Raw genomic sequence first — 14144 nt, forward strand, 5'->3', positions numbered from 1 at the left:
ATTGCCTCCTGCTTATTATTTATTTTTTGGCTTCAACGCCATCTGCTTCAGATCGCAGCAAAAATTGTTCCGTTGTCTGCGGAATATGTTTGATAAGCCAGTCAGCCATTTGCATTTCTTCTTTCAGAATGGCTTCAATCGTTGGAATTGAGGCAGTGTCGCCAGCTTTTTTTGCCGCCGCCAGCAGGGAGGTATAACAAGCAATTTCGAACTGCTCGAAAACATAACCGCTAATTGAACCTTTGACAATTTCATCGGAAGGGAACATGCCACCGATAGATTGCCCCATTGCTGCCATTTTACTCATGGAGTCTTTCAACACCGAACGGGAAATGCCATTACGGTCCAACACTTCTTCGAGCATGGTAATTTGATGTTTGGTTTCACTAATATGTTGTTCAATTCTGGCTTTTATATCAGGATAATTTTCAATACGGCTGGCCATAGATTCAAGCATCGATTCTGCCTGTTTTTCCATGGCATGGGCGTCACGAAGCCAGTCATGATAATGTTCAGTATAATTCATTTTACATTCCTCAATGCGTGATAATCTGCTCCGATAATAAAATCGGAATCATGCAAGCTGATAATTAAAAATATTATTTCGATTTGCGTTCAGCACTTTTATTAACATTGCTGACTGCTAAATCGGTAAGTTTTAAATCAGTTTGTTTTTCCTCGTCGAGGGTTTCTTTGAGCAGTTTTAATGCTTTGCTATAGCCGAGCTGCTCGGCCAGGGTGGCTAGCGTGCCGTAGCTGGCGATTTCGTAATGCTCGACTTTTTGCGCCGCGGCGATAAGCGCTGCATCGCGTACTTCGTTTTTCTCCGTACTTTCGATGACTTCATTGGCTTCTTCAATCAGCCCTTCCATAGCGACGCATTTCATTCTTTTCAGTTTAATGCCAGATTCAGATTCGACGATCTGATCAATACGTTCAATCTGACCCTGGGTTTCTTCAAGATGAGATTGAAAGGCCTGGCTTAATTTTTCATTGGACGTGGCTCTGGCTAGTTTAGAAAGAGCCTTGGTTAATTGTTTTTCTGCACTATAGGTATCTGAAAGTAGATGGATAAAAAGGTCTTCAACGGTTTTAATATTCATAAATCTAATTCTCCTGGGCAAAATACTGCGAGCCAGAAGACTCGCAGATTGCTTGATAAAAGCATGTGTTATATTTACATTACAGTAAATCAGGAATTATCGGATTTACGTCCGCCGTGACTATTCTGACCACCTTTTTTACCGGCTTCAGAAGCTCGTTGCGGATCGTTTTTGAAATTCCCACCGCTATGCTGACCGCCTTTGCGGCCCGCTTCAGATGCTTTTTCACGATTCTCGGCGAAATTTCCTGAACCACCACGATGTTCGGCCATATTATTTCTCCTGTCTCGTTGCTTGCTGAAAAAATCGGTTTTAACCGTGTCGACACCCTATTAAAATTAGTTGGTTAAACCGATTAGTCAAATTGACGGAAATAGTTGTGATTTACCGCGTAAATAACGCACAAAAAATGGTTTAGAGATAATATATTCTATATTTTCTTTTAGAATAAGCGATTTAACAGAAAATGCTTTGCATTACTATTAATAACAAGCGTCACTATCTGCGGCCATAGAAACGTTAATGCATTGTTTATTGACATTTCTTTACATAAAGGCGGGGGAAATTGACGTGAAAACGCTAAATTTTTCGGCGTGATTAGGAGTTTTCTTAGCAAAAATTGACTTCAGACTTTTTGAAAGCTGGACAGGGAACAACACCAAAAAGATTGATGATCTACGTCTGAATCGTGATTCTGGTTCGGCGCCAAGCTCTCATTAAGCCGCCAGCGTTATGCTGACGGCTTAACACGTTATGCGCGGCTGGCGGCTTTCATCGCTGAGACAAAGGACCTGAGCTCCGCCAACATCTGTTCGGGAGACGCGTGGTTTTTCTCGATAATGTTGACAATGGCTGAGCCGGAGATAGCGCCAGCCGCCCCGGCACGCACGGCCGCAGACACCTGTTCCGGAGAGGAGATACCGAAGCCCTGTAACGCAGGCGCGGCATGGTACTCTTTAAGCTTCTCAATGAGATGATGCAACGGCAATGCGCCACGGTTTTCCGCGCCGGTGACGCCCGAACGCGAAAGCAGGTAGGTATAACCGCGGCCGTAAGATGCGACCTGGCGCAGAAGATCGTCATCCGCATTTGGCGGGCAGATGAAGATCGGCGCGATATTATGCCGTAACGCCGCCTGGCGGAAGGGGGCCGACTCTTCAACCGGGACATCTGCGACCAGCACGGAATCTACGCCAACCTGTTCACAACGGGCATAGAATGCATCTATGCCGTTATTGAACACCAGATTCGCGTACATTAGCAGGCCAATCGGAATGGTCGGGTGTTTTTCACGAATCAGCGCCAGCATTTCAAAACACTGAGCCGGCGTGACGCCAGCGGCGAAGGCGCGTAAGTTCGCATTCTGGATGGTAGGGCCATCGGCCAGCGGATCGGAGAAGGGAACCCCCAGTTCCAGAGCGTCGGCGCCAGCGTCAATCAGTGTGTCGATAATTTTCAGTGACTGTTCAATGCCAGGGTCGCCCAGAGTTACGAAGGGGACAAAAGCGCCTTCCCGGCGATCGTTGAGCTGTGCAAATAAATTTTCGTAGCGTTCCATCAGATTTCCCCTCGCGCTTTCAGGATATCGTGTACGGTAAAGATGTCTTTATCTCCGCGGCCAGAGAGATTGACCACCAGCAGTTGTTCTTTTTCCGGCTGCTCGCGCATCATTTTCAGAGCGTGCGCCAACGCGTGGGAGGACTCCAGCGCCGGGATAATTCCCTCATGGCGGCACAACGTTTTGAAGGCTTCCAGCGCCTCATCATCGGTAATGGAGACATAATCCGCGCGTCCGATGCTGTTCAGGTACGCATGTTGCGGCCCAACGGATGGGAAATCGAGCCCGGCGGAAATGGAATAGGACTCTTCAATTTGCCCGTCCGCTGTTTGCATCATCGGCGCTTTCATCCCGAAATAGATGCCAACGCGACCATGTTTAAGCGGCGCGCCATGCTCGCCGGTTTCAATACCGTGACCGCCAGGTTCAACGCCTATTAGCCCGACGCTGGTATCATTAATAAAATCCGCAAACATCCCGATAGCGTTTGAGCCGCCACCGACGCAAGCGATAACGGCATCTGGCAGACGGCCCTCTTTGTCGAGGATTTGCGCTTTCGTCTCTTCGCCAATCATGCGTTGGAACTCGCGAACGATGGTGGGATAGGGATGCGGTCCTGCCGCCGTGCCGAGCATATAGTGCGCGGTTTCGTAACTACCGGACCAGTCGCGCAGCGCCTCGTTACAGGCATCTTTTAGCGTAGCGGAGCCGCTATGAACCGGGATAACCTCAGCGCCCATCAGACGCATACGGAAGACGTTCGGCGACTGGCGCTCAACGTCTTTGGCGCCCATATAGATACGGCATTTCAGACCCAGCAGGGCGCTGGCGAGCGCAGAGGCGACGCCGTGCTGACCGGCGCCGGTTTCAGCGATAATCTCGCTTTTACCCATCCGTTTGGCCAGCAGCGCCTGACCCAGTACCTGATTGGTTTTGTGTGCGCCGCCGTGCAGTAAATCTTCGCGCTTTAAATACAACGTGGTACGCGTACCGGCGGTAATGTTCTGGCATTTCGTCAGCGCGGTGGGGCGTCCCGCGTAGTTTTTTAGCAGATCGGCGAATTGCGCCTGAAATTCAGGATCTTTTTGCGCGCTGACGAAGGCCTCTTCAAGCTGGTTCAGCGCAGGCATCAGGATCTGCGGCACATACATGCCGCCGAATTCACCAAAGTAGGGGTTGAGAAGTGTTGTCATGTTTTTTCCTTAATATGCGCGCAGTGTCTGAAAAACCGAGGCCAGAAGACGAGCATCTTTGATGCCCGGCTGTGACTCCACACCTGAATTAAAATCGAGACCGGCACAGCCGACTTGCGCCGCCTGGACGCAGTTATCGGCCGCCAGCCCGCCCGCCAGTAACACATTATCCAGCGGTTGCCCCTGTAGCAGTGACCAGTCGAAGCGCTGCCCGCTGCCGCCTTGCCCATTGTCGAAAATGTATTTATCGACATGGTGATAATCGCGTGCGGGAAGGGCATCGCTAACGCTCAGCGCCTTCCAGATTTGCACATTGCGCGGCAACGCCTCGCGCAGCGCGTTGACATACGCCTGGTCTTCGCTGCCATGTAGCTGTACGGCAGAAAGCGACAGGACGGCGGCTTTCTGGCAAACATCGGCGATATCAGCGTTCTGGAAAACGCCGACATACTGCAATGGCGCGCCGCTTATCACTTCTCGCGCCTGCTCAACGCTCACCGCGCGTGGAGATGAGGGCACAAAAATCAACCCGCCATATATTGCGCCAGCGTCACAGGCAGCTTTAGCGTCCTGGGCGCGGGTCAGGCCGCAGACTTTATTCTCGCCAAGCAGCACGCGACGGACGGCGGCGTTAAGATCGTCATGCGCCATTAACGCGGAGCCAATTAAAAAACCGTTGGCGAAGTGGCTCAGTTCGCGTACCTGACCATAGGTGTTAATCCCGGACTCGCTGATGACAGTCACGCCGTGGCCCAGTTTTGGCGCCAGCTGGCGGGTGCGATTCAAATCAATCGACAGATCGCGCAGATCGCGATTGTTGATACCTACCACTTTTGCGCCTAACGCTATCGCGCGCTCCCGTTCTTCGTCATTACTGACCTCCGTGAGCACGCCCATTTTCAGACTGTGCGCGACGGCGGAGAGTTGGCGATACTGTTCGTCATCCAGAACCGAGAGCATCAGTAAACAGGCATCGGCCTGATAGTAACGGGCAAGGTAGATCTGATAGGGATCGATAATAAAATCCTTACACAGAATCGGCTGCGGTGCGCTTTGGCTAACGACCGGCAGAAAATCGAAGCTCCCCTGAAAATATTTTTCGTCGGTGAGCACCGAGATTGCCGAGGCGTAATGTTGATAAATACTGGCAATACGCGCCGGATCGAAATCATCGCGAATCACGCCTTTTGATGGCGATGCTTTCTTACACTCCAGAATAAAGGCGGTACGCGCGCCCTGGAGCGCATCATAAAAATGGCGTGTACTTGGCTGGATCTCATTTTGAAAACTGGCCAGCGGCTGTTGCTGTTTGCGGGCTTCTACCCAAATCGCCTTGTCTGCGACGATTTTCGCTAAAACGGTTTGCATTATTTACCCTCTTGCCGCCAGTGCGGTGACTCTGTCATATGCGGTGCCGTTGCGCAGAACATCAAGCACGGTTTGCGCGTTGGCCTTGAGATCTTCCTGACCATGCAGACGCATCAGCATCGCCACGTTGGCGGCGACGGCGGCCTCATGCGCGGCATCGCCTTTACCTTGTAATAACCGCGTCAGAATGTCACGGTTTTCTTCCGGCGTGCCGCCAGCCAACTGATCCTGATGGTAAGGCGTCAGGCCAAAATCCTCCGCCGTAAGTTGATAGCTTTTAATTTCGCCGTCATGCAGCTCCGCGACAATCGTCGGCGCATGGAGCGAAACCTCATCCATGCCGCCGCTATGTACCACCGCCGCGCGCTGATAGCCCAGTACCCGTAAGGTTTCCGCAATCGGCAGCACCAGTTCCGGGCTATAGACGCCAATCAATGCCAGCGGCGGATGCGCCGGGTTGATCAGCGGGCCGAGTACGTTGAACAGGGTTCGCGTTTTTAACTGTTGGCGAACCGGCATCGCGTGACGGAATCCGGTGTGATATTTCGGCGCGAACAGGAAACAGACGCCCAGTTCATCTAACGCCTGACGTGATTTATCGGCGTTCATATCCAGATTAATACCGAACGCCGCCAGCAGATCGGATGACCCCGATTTGCTGGACACGCTACGGTTGCCGTGTTTCGCCACTTTCAGTCCACAGGCCGCCGCGACAAAGGCGCTGGCGGTAGAGATATTGATACTGTTACTGCCATCGCCGCCGGTACCAACGATATCCGCAAACAGATAGTCCGGGCGCGGGAACGGGGCGGCATTTTCCAGCAACGCAGTGGCGGCGCCGGCAATTTCATTGGGATGCTCGCCGCGAATTTTCATGCTCACCAGCGCGGCGGCGAGCTGTTCAGGCTTAAGTTCGCCGCGGACGACCGCCGAAAACAACTGGTGGCTCTCTTGTTGCGTCAGAGTTTGCGCCTGATAGAGTTTCTCCAGAATCGGCTGTAGGGTGTTTGTCGGTTCCAGCTTTTGCTGCGCCCAGGCTAATGTTTGCTCCAGCAGACGCGCGCCCTGCGTCGTCAGGATGGACTCAGGATGAAATTGAAAACCGCAAACGCGATCCGCATCATGACGTACCGCCATCACCATGCCGTTGAAATGGGCGTTAATGGTCAGCCCGGCAGGAACATTACTGCCGACCAGCGAATGATAACGCGCGACCGGTAGCGGATTCGCCAGCCCGGCGAACATCGCCTGACCGTCATGCTCAATGCTGGAGGCTTTGCCATGCAGGATTTCTCCCGCCTGACCGACATAACCGCCGTAAGCTTCGACAATCGCCTGATGCCCCAGACAAATGCCGATGATCGGTAACTTGCCGCGTAGTCGGGTCAGCAGCTCCGGCATACAGCCTGCCTCGCTGGGAACGCCCGGACCGGGGGAGAGCATTAGCACCGGATTTTTCATTGTCGCCAGGCGATCGATAAGCGTCTGCGCCGGAATATGGTTACGGTAAATCACCACGTTATGACCGTTGGTCCGTAGCTGATCTGCCAGGTTCCAGGTAAACGAGTCGATGTTATCGAGCAGCAGAATATCAGCCATCAGAAGGTCTCCTGTGCATGATGCGCGGTGGCGATAGCACGCAATACGGCGCGCGCTTTATTACGGGTTTCATCGGCTTCAGACTGCGGAACAGAGTCCAGCACAATTCCGGCGCCCGCCTGTACGGTGGCGATACCGTTCTCCACCAGCGCGGAGCGGATAACAATACAGGTGTCCAGATCGCCGTGGGCGGTGAAGTAACCGACCGCGCCGCCATAGCTGCCGCGGCGCTGTCCTTCCGCATCGGCAATCAACTGCATGGCGCGTACTTTCGGCGCGCCGCTCAGGGTGCCCATGTTCATGCAGGCGCGATAGGCGTGCAGCGCGTCGAGATCGTGACGCAGTTCGCCCACCACCCGGGAAACCAGATGCATCACGTACGAATAGCGGTCAACTTTTGTCAGATCGGCAACGTAGCGACTGCCCGGCGTACAGATGCGCGCCAGGTCATTGCGCGCCAGATCGACCAGCATCAGATGTTCGGAAAGCTCTTTATGGTCGGTACGCATATCCAGCTCAATACGGCTGTCGAGATCTCTGTCCAGCGTACCATCAGCGCGGCGACCGCGTGGACGGGTACCCGCGATGGGGTAAATCTCAATCTGACGGCTGGCGGCGTCATATTTCAGCGAGCTTTCCGGCGACGCGCCGAAAAGCGTGAAATCATTATCCTGCATAAAGAACATATACGGGCTGGGGTTGCTCTTTTTCAGCACGTAGTAGGCAGCCAACGGCGACGGGCAGGGCAGTGAAAAGCGGCGCGACGGCACCACCTGAAATATCTCCCCCGCGCGGATGGCTTTTTGCAACTGGCGTACCACCGCGCCGAACGCGTCATCGCTCTGATTGCATTCGCAGCGCATGTCCGGCACCGGCGTCACCGGCAACGGCGGCGCAGGCTGGGTTAACTGTTGGCTAAGGTACGCCAGGCGGGCGTTCAGACGCTGTTTTTCCCGGTCGCTGGCGGTGAACAGACTGGCCTGAATACGGGTGCTTTTTTTCTGATGATCTATCACCATCAGCGTTTCCGCTAAATAAAAGCAGTAGTCCGGGCAGTTATTGCCAGCCTCAAGGTGTGGCAGCGCTTCAAAGCCAGCGACCAGGTCGTAGGCAAACAGACCGCCGAAAAACATAGCCTCCCGCTCTTGCGTCGGTATGTTCACCACTCCCTGTAACAGACGGAACGCATCAAATACCGACAGAGAGCATAAACGGGCGTCTTCATCTAATAATGGGCTGACGGGCGGAAAGCGTAGAATGCGACCGGCAGGCAGGACTTCGTTCTCCACGCCAGCGGGCAGGGCGGTATCCAGTAGCGGCAATAACGAGGCGCCATTATCAGATAACGCCTGAATAGTGACGGTGTCACCTAAAGCGGTAATGCGCAGCGCGCTATCTACCAGCAGCAGGCTTTTTAAATCGTCTTTACTGTCGATATCCGCGGATTCCAGCAGCAGCGTTGCCGGGCGATCGCCGCAGACCTGGTGAAAAAGCGCCGTTGGGTTTTCCCGGTAGGCGGCATCGCAGGTCAATAGTTCGAGCGTGGGTTTTGGTGTTTGCATGGTTATTCTCATTATTTTGTTCAAAAAAAAGCCCGCTTAACAGGCGGGCCGGGTATCGTTTGGCTGATTACAGCTGTTCATACACCGCCCGCTATCAGGAAGTGCGCCACCAACCGTGTAATGCAAATGTCGCTGCCATTTTAGATACCCTCTTCATGTGAACTTTCGTACTAGTTAACTAGTTCGATGGAATAATGTCAACACCTATTTCAGTATATTTGCCGGAACCGTTATGATGTACATGACATACCTTTATCTCTATGGGAGCCGCCTTGAGCGACACGAATTACGCAGTGATTTACGATCTGCACAGTCATACCACGGCGTCCGATGGACTGTTGACGCCAGAAACATTAGTACACCGTGCGGTAGAGATGCGAGTCGGCACGCTGGCGATTACCGATCATGACACCACAGCCGCGATTCCTGCGGCAAGAGAAGAAATTTCACGTTGCGGGCTGGCCCTGAATCTTATTTCCGGCGTGGAGATTTCAACGGTCTGGGAGAATCATGAGATTCACATTGTGGGTCTGAATATTGATATTGCGCACCCGGCAATGCGCGATTTTCTGGCGCAGCAGACAGAGCGGCGTCAGGCGCGTGGTCGGCTCATTGCGGAGCGTCTGGAAAAAGCCCATATTCCCGGCGCGTGGGAAGGGGCATTGAGACTGGCCAATGGCGGCGCGGTGACGCGCGGCCACTTCGCCCGCTTTCTGGTGGAGTGCGGCAAAGCCGCGACCATGGCGGATGTTTTTAAAAAATATCTCGCGCGTGGGAAAACCGGTTACGTTCCGCCGCAGTGGTGTACAATAGAACAAGCTATTGATGTCATTCATCATTCTGGCGGTAAGGCGGTGTTGGCCCATCCGGGACGCTACGATCTTAGCGCTAAGTGGCTGAAAAGATTAGTGGCATATTTTGCCGACCATCACGGCGACGCGATGGAAGTGGCGCAGTGCCAACAATCGCCCAATGAACGCACCCAACTGGCGACGCTTGCGCGTCAGCATCATTTATGGGCATCGCTTGGATCTGATTTCCATCAGCCCTGCCCGTGGATTGAGTTGGGGCGTAAACTCTGGCTGCCCGCTGGCGTTGAAGGCGTATGGCAGACATGGGAACAGCCGCAAATATCACAGTGAGGGAAGTATGAGCCAGTTTTTTTATATCCATCCGGATAACCCACAGCAACGGCTAATTAATCAGGCCGTCGACATTGTGCGTAAAGGCGGTGTTATTGTTTATCCAACCGATTCCGGCTATGCCCTTGGTTGTAAAATTGAAGACAAAGGCGCAATGGAGCGCATTTGCCGCATCCGTCATCTGCCGGACGGCCACAACTTCACGCTGATGTGCCGCGATTTGTCCGAGTTGTCGACCTACTCCTACGTCGACAACGTGGCATTTCGTCTGATGAAAAACAATACGCCGGGTAATTACACCTTTATCCTGAAGGGGACAAAAGAGGTGCCGCGCCGTCTGTTGCAGGAAAAGCGTAAAACTATCGGCCTGCGCGTACCGTCAAACCCGATTGCGCTGGCGTTATTGGATACGCTGGGCGAACCGATGCTCTCGACGTCGTTGATGCTGCCTGGCAGCGACTTTACCGAGTCGGACCCGGAGGAGATTAAAGATCGGCTGGAGAAGCAGGTGGATCTGATCATCCACGGCGGTTACCTCGGTCAACAGCCTACCACGGTAATTGATTTGACCAATGACTCCCCGGTGGTGCTGCGCGAAGGCGTCGGCGACGTTACACCTTTCTTATAAGGGCGTAAGCCTGTATACTACGCGGCCTTAAAATGGCGCGGCAACGCGCCGTTCATTCTCCTGTTCGACGCCTGTGAAGGCGACACCTGAAGGAAGCTCTATGAGCGAAAAGTTACAAAAAGTGCTGGCGCGCGCTGGCCACGGCTCTCGCCGTGAAATCGAATCCATTATTGAAGCGGGACGTGTCAGCGTTGACGGTAAAATCGCCACGCTTGGCGATCGTGTTGAAGTCACTCCCGGTTTGAAAATCCGTATCGACGGTCACCTGATTTCGGTGAAAGAGTCGGCGGAACAAATTTGCCGCGTTCTGGCCTATTACAAACCAGAAGGTGAACTGTGTACCCGCAATGACCCTGAAGGGCGGCCAACCGTTTTTGATCGCTTACCGAAACTGCGCGGCGCGCGGTGGATTGCGGTAGGACGTCTGGATGTCAACACCTGCGGGCTATTGTTGTTTACCACCGACGGTGAACTGGCGAACCGCCTGATGCATCCTAGTCGCGAAGTTGAACGTGAATATGCCGTGCGCGTGTTCGGTCAGGTGGATGAATCGAAACTGCGTGATTTAAGCCGTGGCGTACAGTTGGAAGATGGTCCGGCGGCATTTAAGACCATTAAATTCAGCGGCGGCGAAGGCATTAACCAGTGGTATAACGTGACGCTGACGGAAGGGCGGAACCGCGAAGTTCGCCGACTGTGGGAAGCGGTAGGCGTTCAGGTCAGCCGTTTGATCCGCGTTCGTTACGGCGATATCCCGCTGCCGAAAGGCCTGCCGCGCGGCGGCTGGACTGAGCTCGACCTCGCGCAAACGAACTATCTGCGTGGTCTGGTAGAGCTCCCGCCGGAAACCTCGTCGAAGGTTGCCGTCGAAAAAGACCGTCGTCGTATGAAAGCGAACCAGATCCGTCGGGCGGTAAAACGCCACAGCCAGATAGCTGGCGGACGCCGCTCCGGTGGGCGTAATAACAACGGGTAATCTCTACCGCGGTCTATAGGCCGAGAATCATCAGACAAGAGGGTTTGTGCCGGATGGCGGCGCAAACGCCTTAATCCGGCCTACGGTTAATAATCAATTCCCATCTGGGCTTTTACGCCCGCGTCGAAAGCATGTTTAACCGGACGCAGTTCGCTGACGGTATCCGCAAGATCAAGAATATCCCGGTGACAGCCGCGACCTGTAATAATCACCGTCTGGTGACCAGGGCGCGCGTTTAGCGCGCTTATGACCTCTTCCAGCGGCAAATAGTCATACGCCACCATATAGGTCAGCTCATCCAGGACCACCATATCAAGCAGCGGATCGGCCAGCATCCGTTTCCCATGCTGCCAAACGGCCATACATGCTGCGGTGTCCGCCTCGCGATTTTGCGTCTCCCAGGTAAATCCCGTTGCCATCACCTGAAATTCGACGCCATGCGGTTCCAGCAGATTACGCTCGCCGTTGGGCCAGGTGCCTTTAATAAATTGCACCACGCCTACGCTTTTACCGTGTCCTACGGCGCGGGCGGCAGTCCCGAAAGCCGCCGTGGTTTTGCCCTTACCATTGCCAGTAAACACGATAATAATACCGCGCTCTTCCTGTGCCTGGGCGACACGGGCGTCAACCCGATCTTTTACCTTCTGCTGGCGCTGCTGATAACGTTCATCACTCATTGGGCGATTCCTGGTTTACGGCCCGGTTGGGCGTCAAAGGTCATACCGGTTTTACGGCGACTGTCGTCGCCCATAAGCCACAGATAAAGCGGCATAATATCGGCAGGCGTTTTTAATTTCTGTGGATCTTCCGTCGGAAAGGCGCTGGCGCGCATACTGGTGCGCGTGCCGCCCGGGTTAATGCAGTTAACACGCAGAGAACGATTCTGGTATTCGTCCGCCAGCACCTGCATCATTCCTTCAGTAGCAAACTTCGAGGTGGCATAGGCGCCCCAGTTGGCGCGTCCCTGACGGCCAACGCTTGATGACGTAAAGACCAGCGAGCCGGCATCGGACTTCAGCAATAACGGTAACAGCGCCTGGGTGAGCATAAAGGTGGCGTTAACGTTTACCTGCATGACATCCTGCCAGATCTGCGGATCTTGTTCGCTCATTGGACCGATTTCCCCCAGTAACCCGGCATTGTGCAGGACGCCATCCAGGCGGGGATAGTGCGCGGCGATGCGGTCGGCCACTTGCCGGCACTCTTCAGCGGTGCAGGTCAGCAGATCGAGCGTAAACCACTGTGGTTGGACATGTTGCTCGTCAGCAATGTGCTGCGCGACCCGACGCAGTTTCTCTTCGTTACGTCCCAGCAGAATCACCGTTGCGCCGTAACGCGCATACGTGAGCGCGGCTTCCCGCCCAATGCCATCGCTGGCGCCAGTGACCAGAATAATGCGGTTTTGCAATAGATCTTGTTTCGGTTGGTAATGCATGGCTACTCCTCAACGGCGTGGTGCACCGTCCTGCCAGGTTGTCTTATCTTCGCGTTAACTTTTCGGGTTTATGCCTGAAAGCGCCTTTTTTTTCAATCAGACAGGGGCGATAACGCCGTAAAATGAACGTCTTGTCATACTTTTTCTTCCTCAACAGGCATACGGATGAAGAGAGACTGACTTCGATGCCTGTTGTACACTGAGCGCAAGTCGCGTTATTTAATCAAGGTGGGAGTCGTGGAATTGTTGTCTGAATATGGCTTATTTTTGGCAAAAATCGTCACCGTTGTGGTGGCCATTGCCGTCATTGTGCTGCTGATCGTGAATGCTACGCAACGCAAACGTCAGCGCGGCGAGCTGCGCGTGACCAATTTGAGCGAGCAGTATCAGGAGATGAAGGATGACCTTGCTGCGGCGTTGATGGATGGCCATCAGCAAAAACTGTGGCATAAAGCGCAGAAAAAAAAGCATAAGCAGGAGGCGAAAGCCGCCAAAGCGAAAGCGAAGCTGGGGGACATTGCGACATCGGACAAACCGCGCGTATGGGTGATAGATTTCAAAGGCAGTATGGATGCTCACGAAGTTAATGCGTTACGCGAAGAGGTCACGGCGGTGCTGGCAGTGGCGAAACCCGGCGATCGGGCGGTTGTGCGTCTGGAAAGCCCCGGTGGCGTTGTGCATGGCTATGGCCTGGCGGCATCGCAATTGCAGCGCCTGCGCGATAAAAATATTCCGCTGACCGTGACGGTGGATAAAGTCGCGGCAAGCGGAGGTTACATGATGGCCTGCGTGGCGGAAAAAATTATCGCGGCGCCGTTCGCTATTGTGGGGTCAATTGGTGTTGTCGCGCAAATTCCGAACTTTAACCGCTTTCTCAAAAGTAAAGACATTGATATTGAACTGCATACCGCAGGGCAGTACAAACGTACCCTGACATTGTTAGGCGAGAATACGGAAGAAGGGCGGCAGAAGTTTCGTGAAGATCTCAACGAAACGCACCATCTGTTCAAAGAGTTTGTGCAGCGGATGCGTCCGGCTCTGGACATTGAACAGGTCGCCACGGGCGAACACTGGTACGGTCAGCAGGCGCTGGAGAAAGGACTGGTTGATGAGATTAACACCAGCGATGAGGTTATCCTCGGCCTGATGGAAGGGCGCGAGGTGCTGAATGTGCGCTATATGCAGCGTAAAAAACTGATCGATCGTGTTACCGGCAGCGCGGCGGAAAGCGCGGATCGGCTGCTGCTGCGCTGGTGGCAGCGTGGACAAAAGCCATTGATGTAAACCGCTATTGCCGGATGGCATTCAGCGCCATCCGGCATGGATTAATCCACCAGGTGATACTTCTCAGACAGCACATGCGCCAGGTGTTTAAACATGTTAAATACCGCGGTGCTTTTAGGGGTCGGTAACCCTTGCTCGTCTAAAAAGTAATCGCCGCTGAAAACCAGCACGCCATTTCTCTGCGTTACGCCGGTGGCGACAATACCTGCCATCGTGTCTTCATGTTCCCGAATAATTTTGTTGGCTTCAAGCAACAGTGTTTCGCGATCGATAGGTTGCGTCTCTTTATGCATTTT

The 14144-nt window shown here is 53.7% G+C and carries 16 protein-coding genes and 1 other annotated feature; of the genes, 4 read left to right on the forward strand and 12 right to left on the reverse strand.

Features of this window, described 5'->3' with window-relative positions:
* Positions 1–19: 19 nt before the first annotated feature.
* The 9 genes from EOS97_RS20565 to trpL form a co-directional block, all read right to left on the reverse strand.
* On the reverse strand, positions 20–526 hold the full coding sequence (locus EOS97_RS20565) for a ferritin-like domain-containing protein (protein ID WP_001109977.1): 507 nt from the start codon (positions 524–526) through the stop codon (positions 20–22).
* Positions 527–599: 73 nt separating this feature from the next.
* Positions 600–1103, reverse strand: coding sequence for a ferritin-like domain-containing protein (locus tag EOS97_RS20570; RefSeq protein ID WP_001022826.1), 504 nt, complete (start codon positions 1101–1103; stop codon positions 600–602).
* Positions 1104–1192: 89 nt separating this feature from the next.
* A complete protein-coding gene (locus EOS97_RS20575; protein ID WP_000807657.1) occupies positions 1193–1375 on the reverse strand; it encodes a general stress protein in 183 nt (60 codons plus the stop codon).
* Positions 1376–1854: 479 nt separating this feature from the next.
* Positions 1855–2661: a tryptophan synthase subunit alpha gene (gene trpA, locus EOS97_RS20580; RefSeq protein ID WP_000443031.1), complete on the reverse strand. Its 807-nt coding sequence runs from the start codon at positions 2659–2661 to the stop codon at positions 1855–1857.
* Complete coding sequence (trpB, locus tag EOS97_RS20585) at positions 2661–3854, reverse strand: tryptophan synthase subunit beta (protein WP_000209485.1); 1194 nt, start codon at positions 3852–3854, stop codon at positions 2661–2663. The genes trpA and trpB overlap by 1 nt, the downstream gene beginning before the upstream one ends.
* Positions 3855–3863: 9 nt before the next feature.
* The gene (gene trpCF, locus EOS97_RS20590) at positions 3864–5222 is read right to left on the reverse strand and encodes a bifunctional indole-3-glycerol-phosphate synthase TrpC/phosphoribosylanthranilate isomerase TrpF (RefSeq protein ID WP_001195300.1); all 1359 of its coding nucleotides are present in this window, start codon (positions 5220–5222) and stop codon (positions 3864–3866) included.
* 3 nt (positions 5223–5225) lie between these two features.
* Positions 5226–6821, reverse strand: a complete 1596-nt coding sequence (trpD, locus tag EOS97_RS20595) for a bifunctional anthranilate synthase glutamate amidotransferase component TrpG/anthranilate phosphoribosyltransferase TrpD (protein ID WP_000763489.1) — start codon at positions 6819–6821, stop codon at positions 5226–5228.
* A complete protein-coding gene (gene trpE / locus EOS97_RS20600) occupies positions 6821–8383 on the reverse strand; it encodes an anthranilate synthase component I (protein ID WP_001194376.1) in 1563 nt (520 codons plus the stop codon). Before trpE ends, trpD begins: the two co-directional genes overlap by 1 nt.
* A 22-nt stretch (positions 8384–8405) precedes the next feature.
* Positions 8406–8501 (reverse strand) — a sequence feature (Trp leader region).
* On the reverse strand, positions 8478–8522 hold the full coding sequence (trpL, locus tag EOS97_RS20605) for a trp operon leader peptide (protein ID WP_010989026.1): 45 nt from the start codon (positions 8520–8522) through the stop codon (positions 8478–8480). (Overlaps the previous feature by 24 nt.)
* A gap of 121 nt (positions 8523–8643) precedes the next feature.
* Between trpL and rnm the strand changes: the two genes are divergently transcribed.
* From rnm to rluB, 3 genes are all read left to right on the forward strand, one after another.
* Complete coding sequence (rnm, locus tag EOS97_RS20610) at positions 8644–9525, forward strand: RNase AM (protein ID WP_000500441.1); 882 nt, start codon at positions 8644–8646, stop codon at positions 9523–9525.
* A 7-nt stretch (positions 9526–9532) separates the two neighbouring features.
* A complete protein-coding gene (locus EOS97_RS20615; protein WP_000077250.1) occupies positions 9533–10153 on the forward strand; it encodes an L-threonylcarbamoyladenylate synthase in 621 nt (206 codons plus the stop codon).
* A 100-nt stretch (positions 10154–10253) separates the two neighbouring features.
* A complete protein-coding gene (gene rluB / locus EOS97_RS20620) occupies positions 10254–11129 on the forward strand; it encodes a 23S rRNA pseudouridine(2605) synthase RluB (RefSeq protein ID WP_001291233.1) in 876 nt (291 codons plus the stop codon).
* Between the two features lie 86 nt (positions 11130–11215).
* Here rluB and cobO read toward each other — a convergent pair whose 3' ends face one another.
* Together cobO and EOS97_RS20630 are read right to left on the reverse strand one after the other, a co-directional pair.
* Positions 11216–11806, reverse strand: a complete 591-nt coding sequence (cobO, locus tag EOS97_RS20625) for a cob(I)yrinic acid a,c-diamide adenosyltransferase (protein ID WP_001278865.1) — start codon at positions 11804–11806, stop codon at positions 11216–11218.
* Positions 11803–12564, reverse strand: coding sequence for a YciK family oxidoreductase (locus EOS97_RS20630; RefSeq protein ID WP_000559310.1), 762 nt, complete (start codon positions 12562–12564; stop codon positions 11803–11805). Before EOS97_RS20630 ends, cobO begins: the two co-directional genes overlap by 4 nt.
* A gap of 237 nt (positions 12565–12801) precedes the next feature.
* Here EOS97_RS20630 and sohB point away from each other — a divergent pair, with 237 nt between their 5' ends.
* Entirely contained in the window at positions 12802–13848 is a 1047-nt protein-coding gene (gene sohB / locus EOS97_RS20635; RefSeq protein WP_000422082.1) for a protease SohB, read from the forward strand.
* A 41-nt stretch (positions 13849–13889) separates the two neighbouring features.
* Here sohB and EOS97_RS20640 read toward each other — a convergent pair whose 3' ends face one another.
* Positions 13890–14141, reverse strand: coding sequence for a YciN family protein (locus EOS97_RS20640; RefSeq protein WP_000548616.1), 252 nt, complete (start codon positions 14139–14141; stop codon positions 13890–13892).
* Positions 14142–14144 lie beyond the last annotated feature (3 nt).

The organism is Salmonella sp. SSDFZ54, assembly GCF_004010735.1.
Classification (GTDB): domain Bacteria; phylum Pseudomonadota; class Gammaproteobacteria; order Enterobacterales; family Enterobacteriaceae; genus Salmonella; species Salmonella enterica.

Coding starts and splice junctions, on each gene's coding strand:
- EOS97_RS20565 (WP_001109977.1), bottom strand. CDS start 526: ATGAATTATACTGAACATTATCATGACTGGCTTCGTGACGCCCATGCC.
- EOS97_RS20570 (WP_001022826.1), bottom strand. CDS start 1,103: ATGAATATTAAAACCGTTGAAGACCTTTTTATCCATCTACTTTCAGAT.
- EOS97_RS20575 (WP_000807657.1), bottom strand. CDS start 1,375: ATGGCCGAACATCGTGGTGGTTCAGGAAATTTCGCCGAGAATCGTGAA.
- trpA (WP_000443031.1), bottom strand. CDS start 2,661: ATGGAACGCTACGAAAATTTATTTGCACAGCTCAACGATCGCCGGGAA.
- trpB (WP_000209485.1), bottom strand. CDS start 3,854: ATGACAACACTTCTCAACCCCTACTTTGGTGAATTCGGCGGCATGTAT.
- trpCF (WP_001195300.1), bottom strand. CDS start 5,222: ATGCAAACCGTTTTAGCGAAAATCGTCGCAGACAAGGCGATTTGGGTA.
- trpD (WP_000763489.1), bottom strand. CDS start 6,821: ATGGCTGATATTCTGCTGCTCGATAACATCGACTCGTTTACCTGGAAC.
- trpE (WP_001194376.1), bottom strand. CDS start 8,383: ATGCAAACACCAAAACCCACGCTCGAACTATTGACCTGCGATGCCGCC.
- rnm (WP_000500441.1), top strand. CDS start 8,644: ATGGGAGCCGCCTTGAGCGACACGAATTACGCAGTGATTTACGATCTG.
- EOS97_RS20615 (WP_000077250.1), top strand. CDS start 9,533: ATGAGCCAGTTTTTTTATATCCATCCGGATAACCCACAGCAACGGCTA.
- rluB (WP_001291233.1), top strand. CDS start 10,254: ATGAGCGAAAAGTTACAAAAAGTGCTGGCGCGCGCTGGCCACGGCTCT.
- cobO (WP_001278865.1), bottom strand. CDS start 11,806: ATGAGTGATGAACGTTATCAGCAGCGCCAGCAGAAGGTAAAAGATCGG.
- EOS97_RS20630 (WP_000559310.1), bottom strand. CDS start 12,564: ATGCATTACCAACCGAAACAAGATCTATTGCAAAACCGCATTATTCTG.
- EOS97_RS20640 (WP_000548616.1), bottom strand. CDS start 14,141: ATGCATAAAGAGACGCAACCTATCGATCGCGAAACACTGTTGCTTGAA.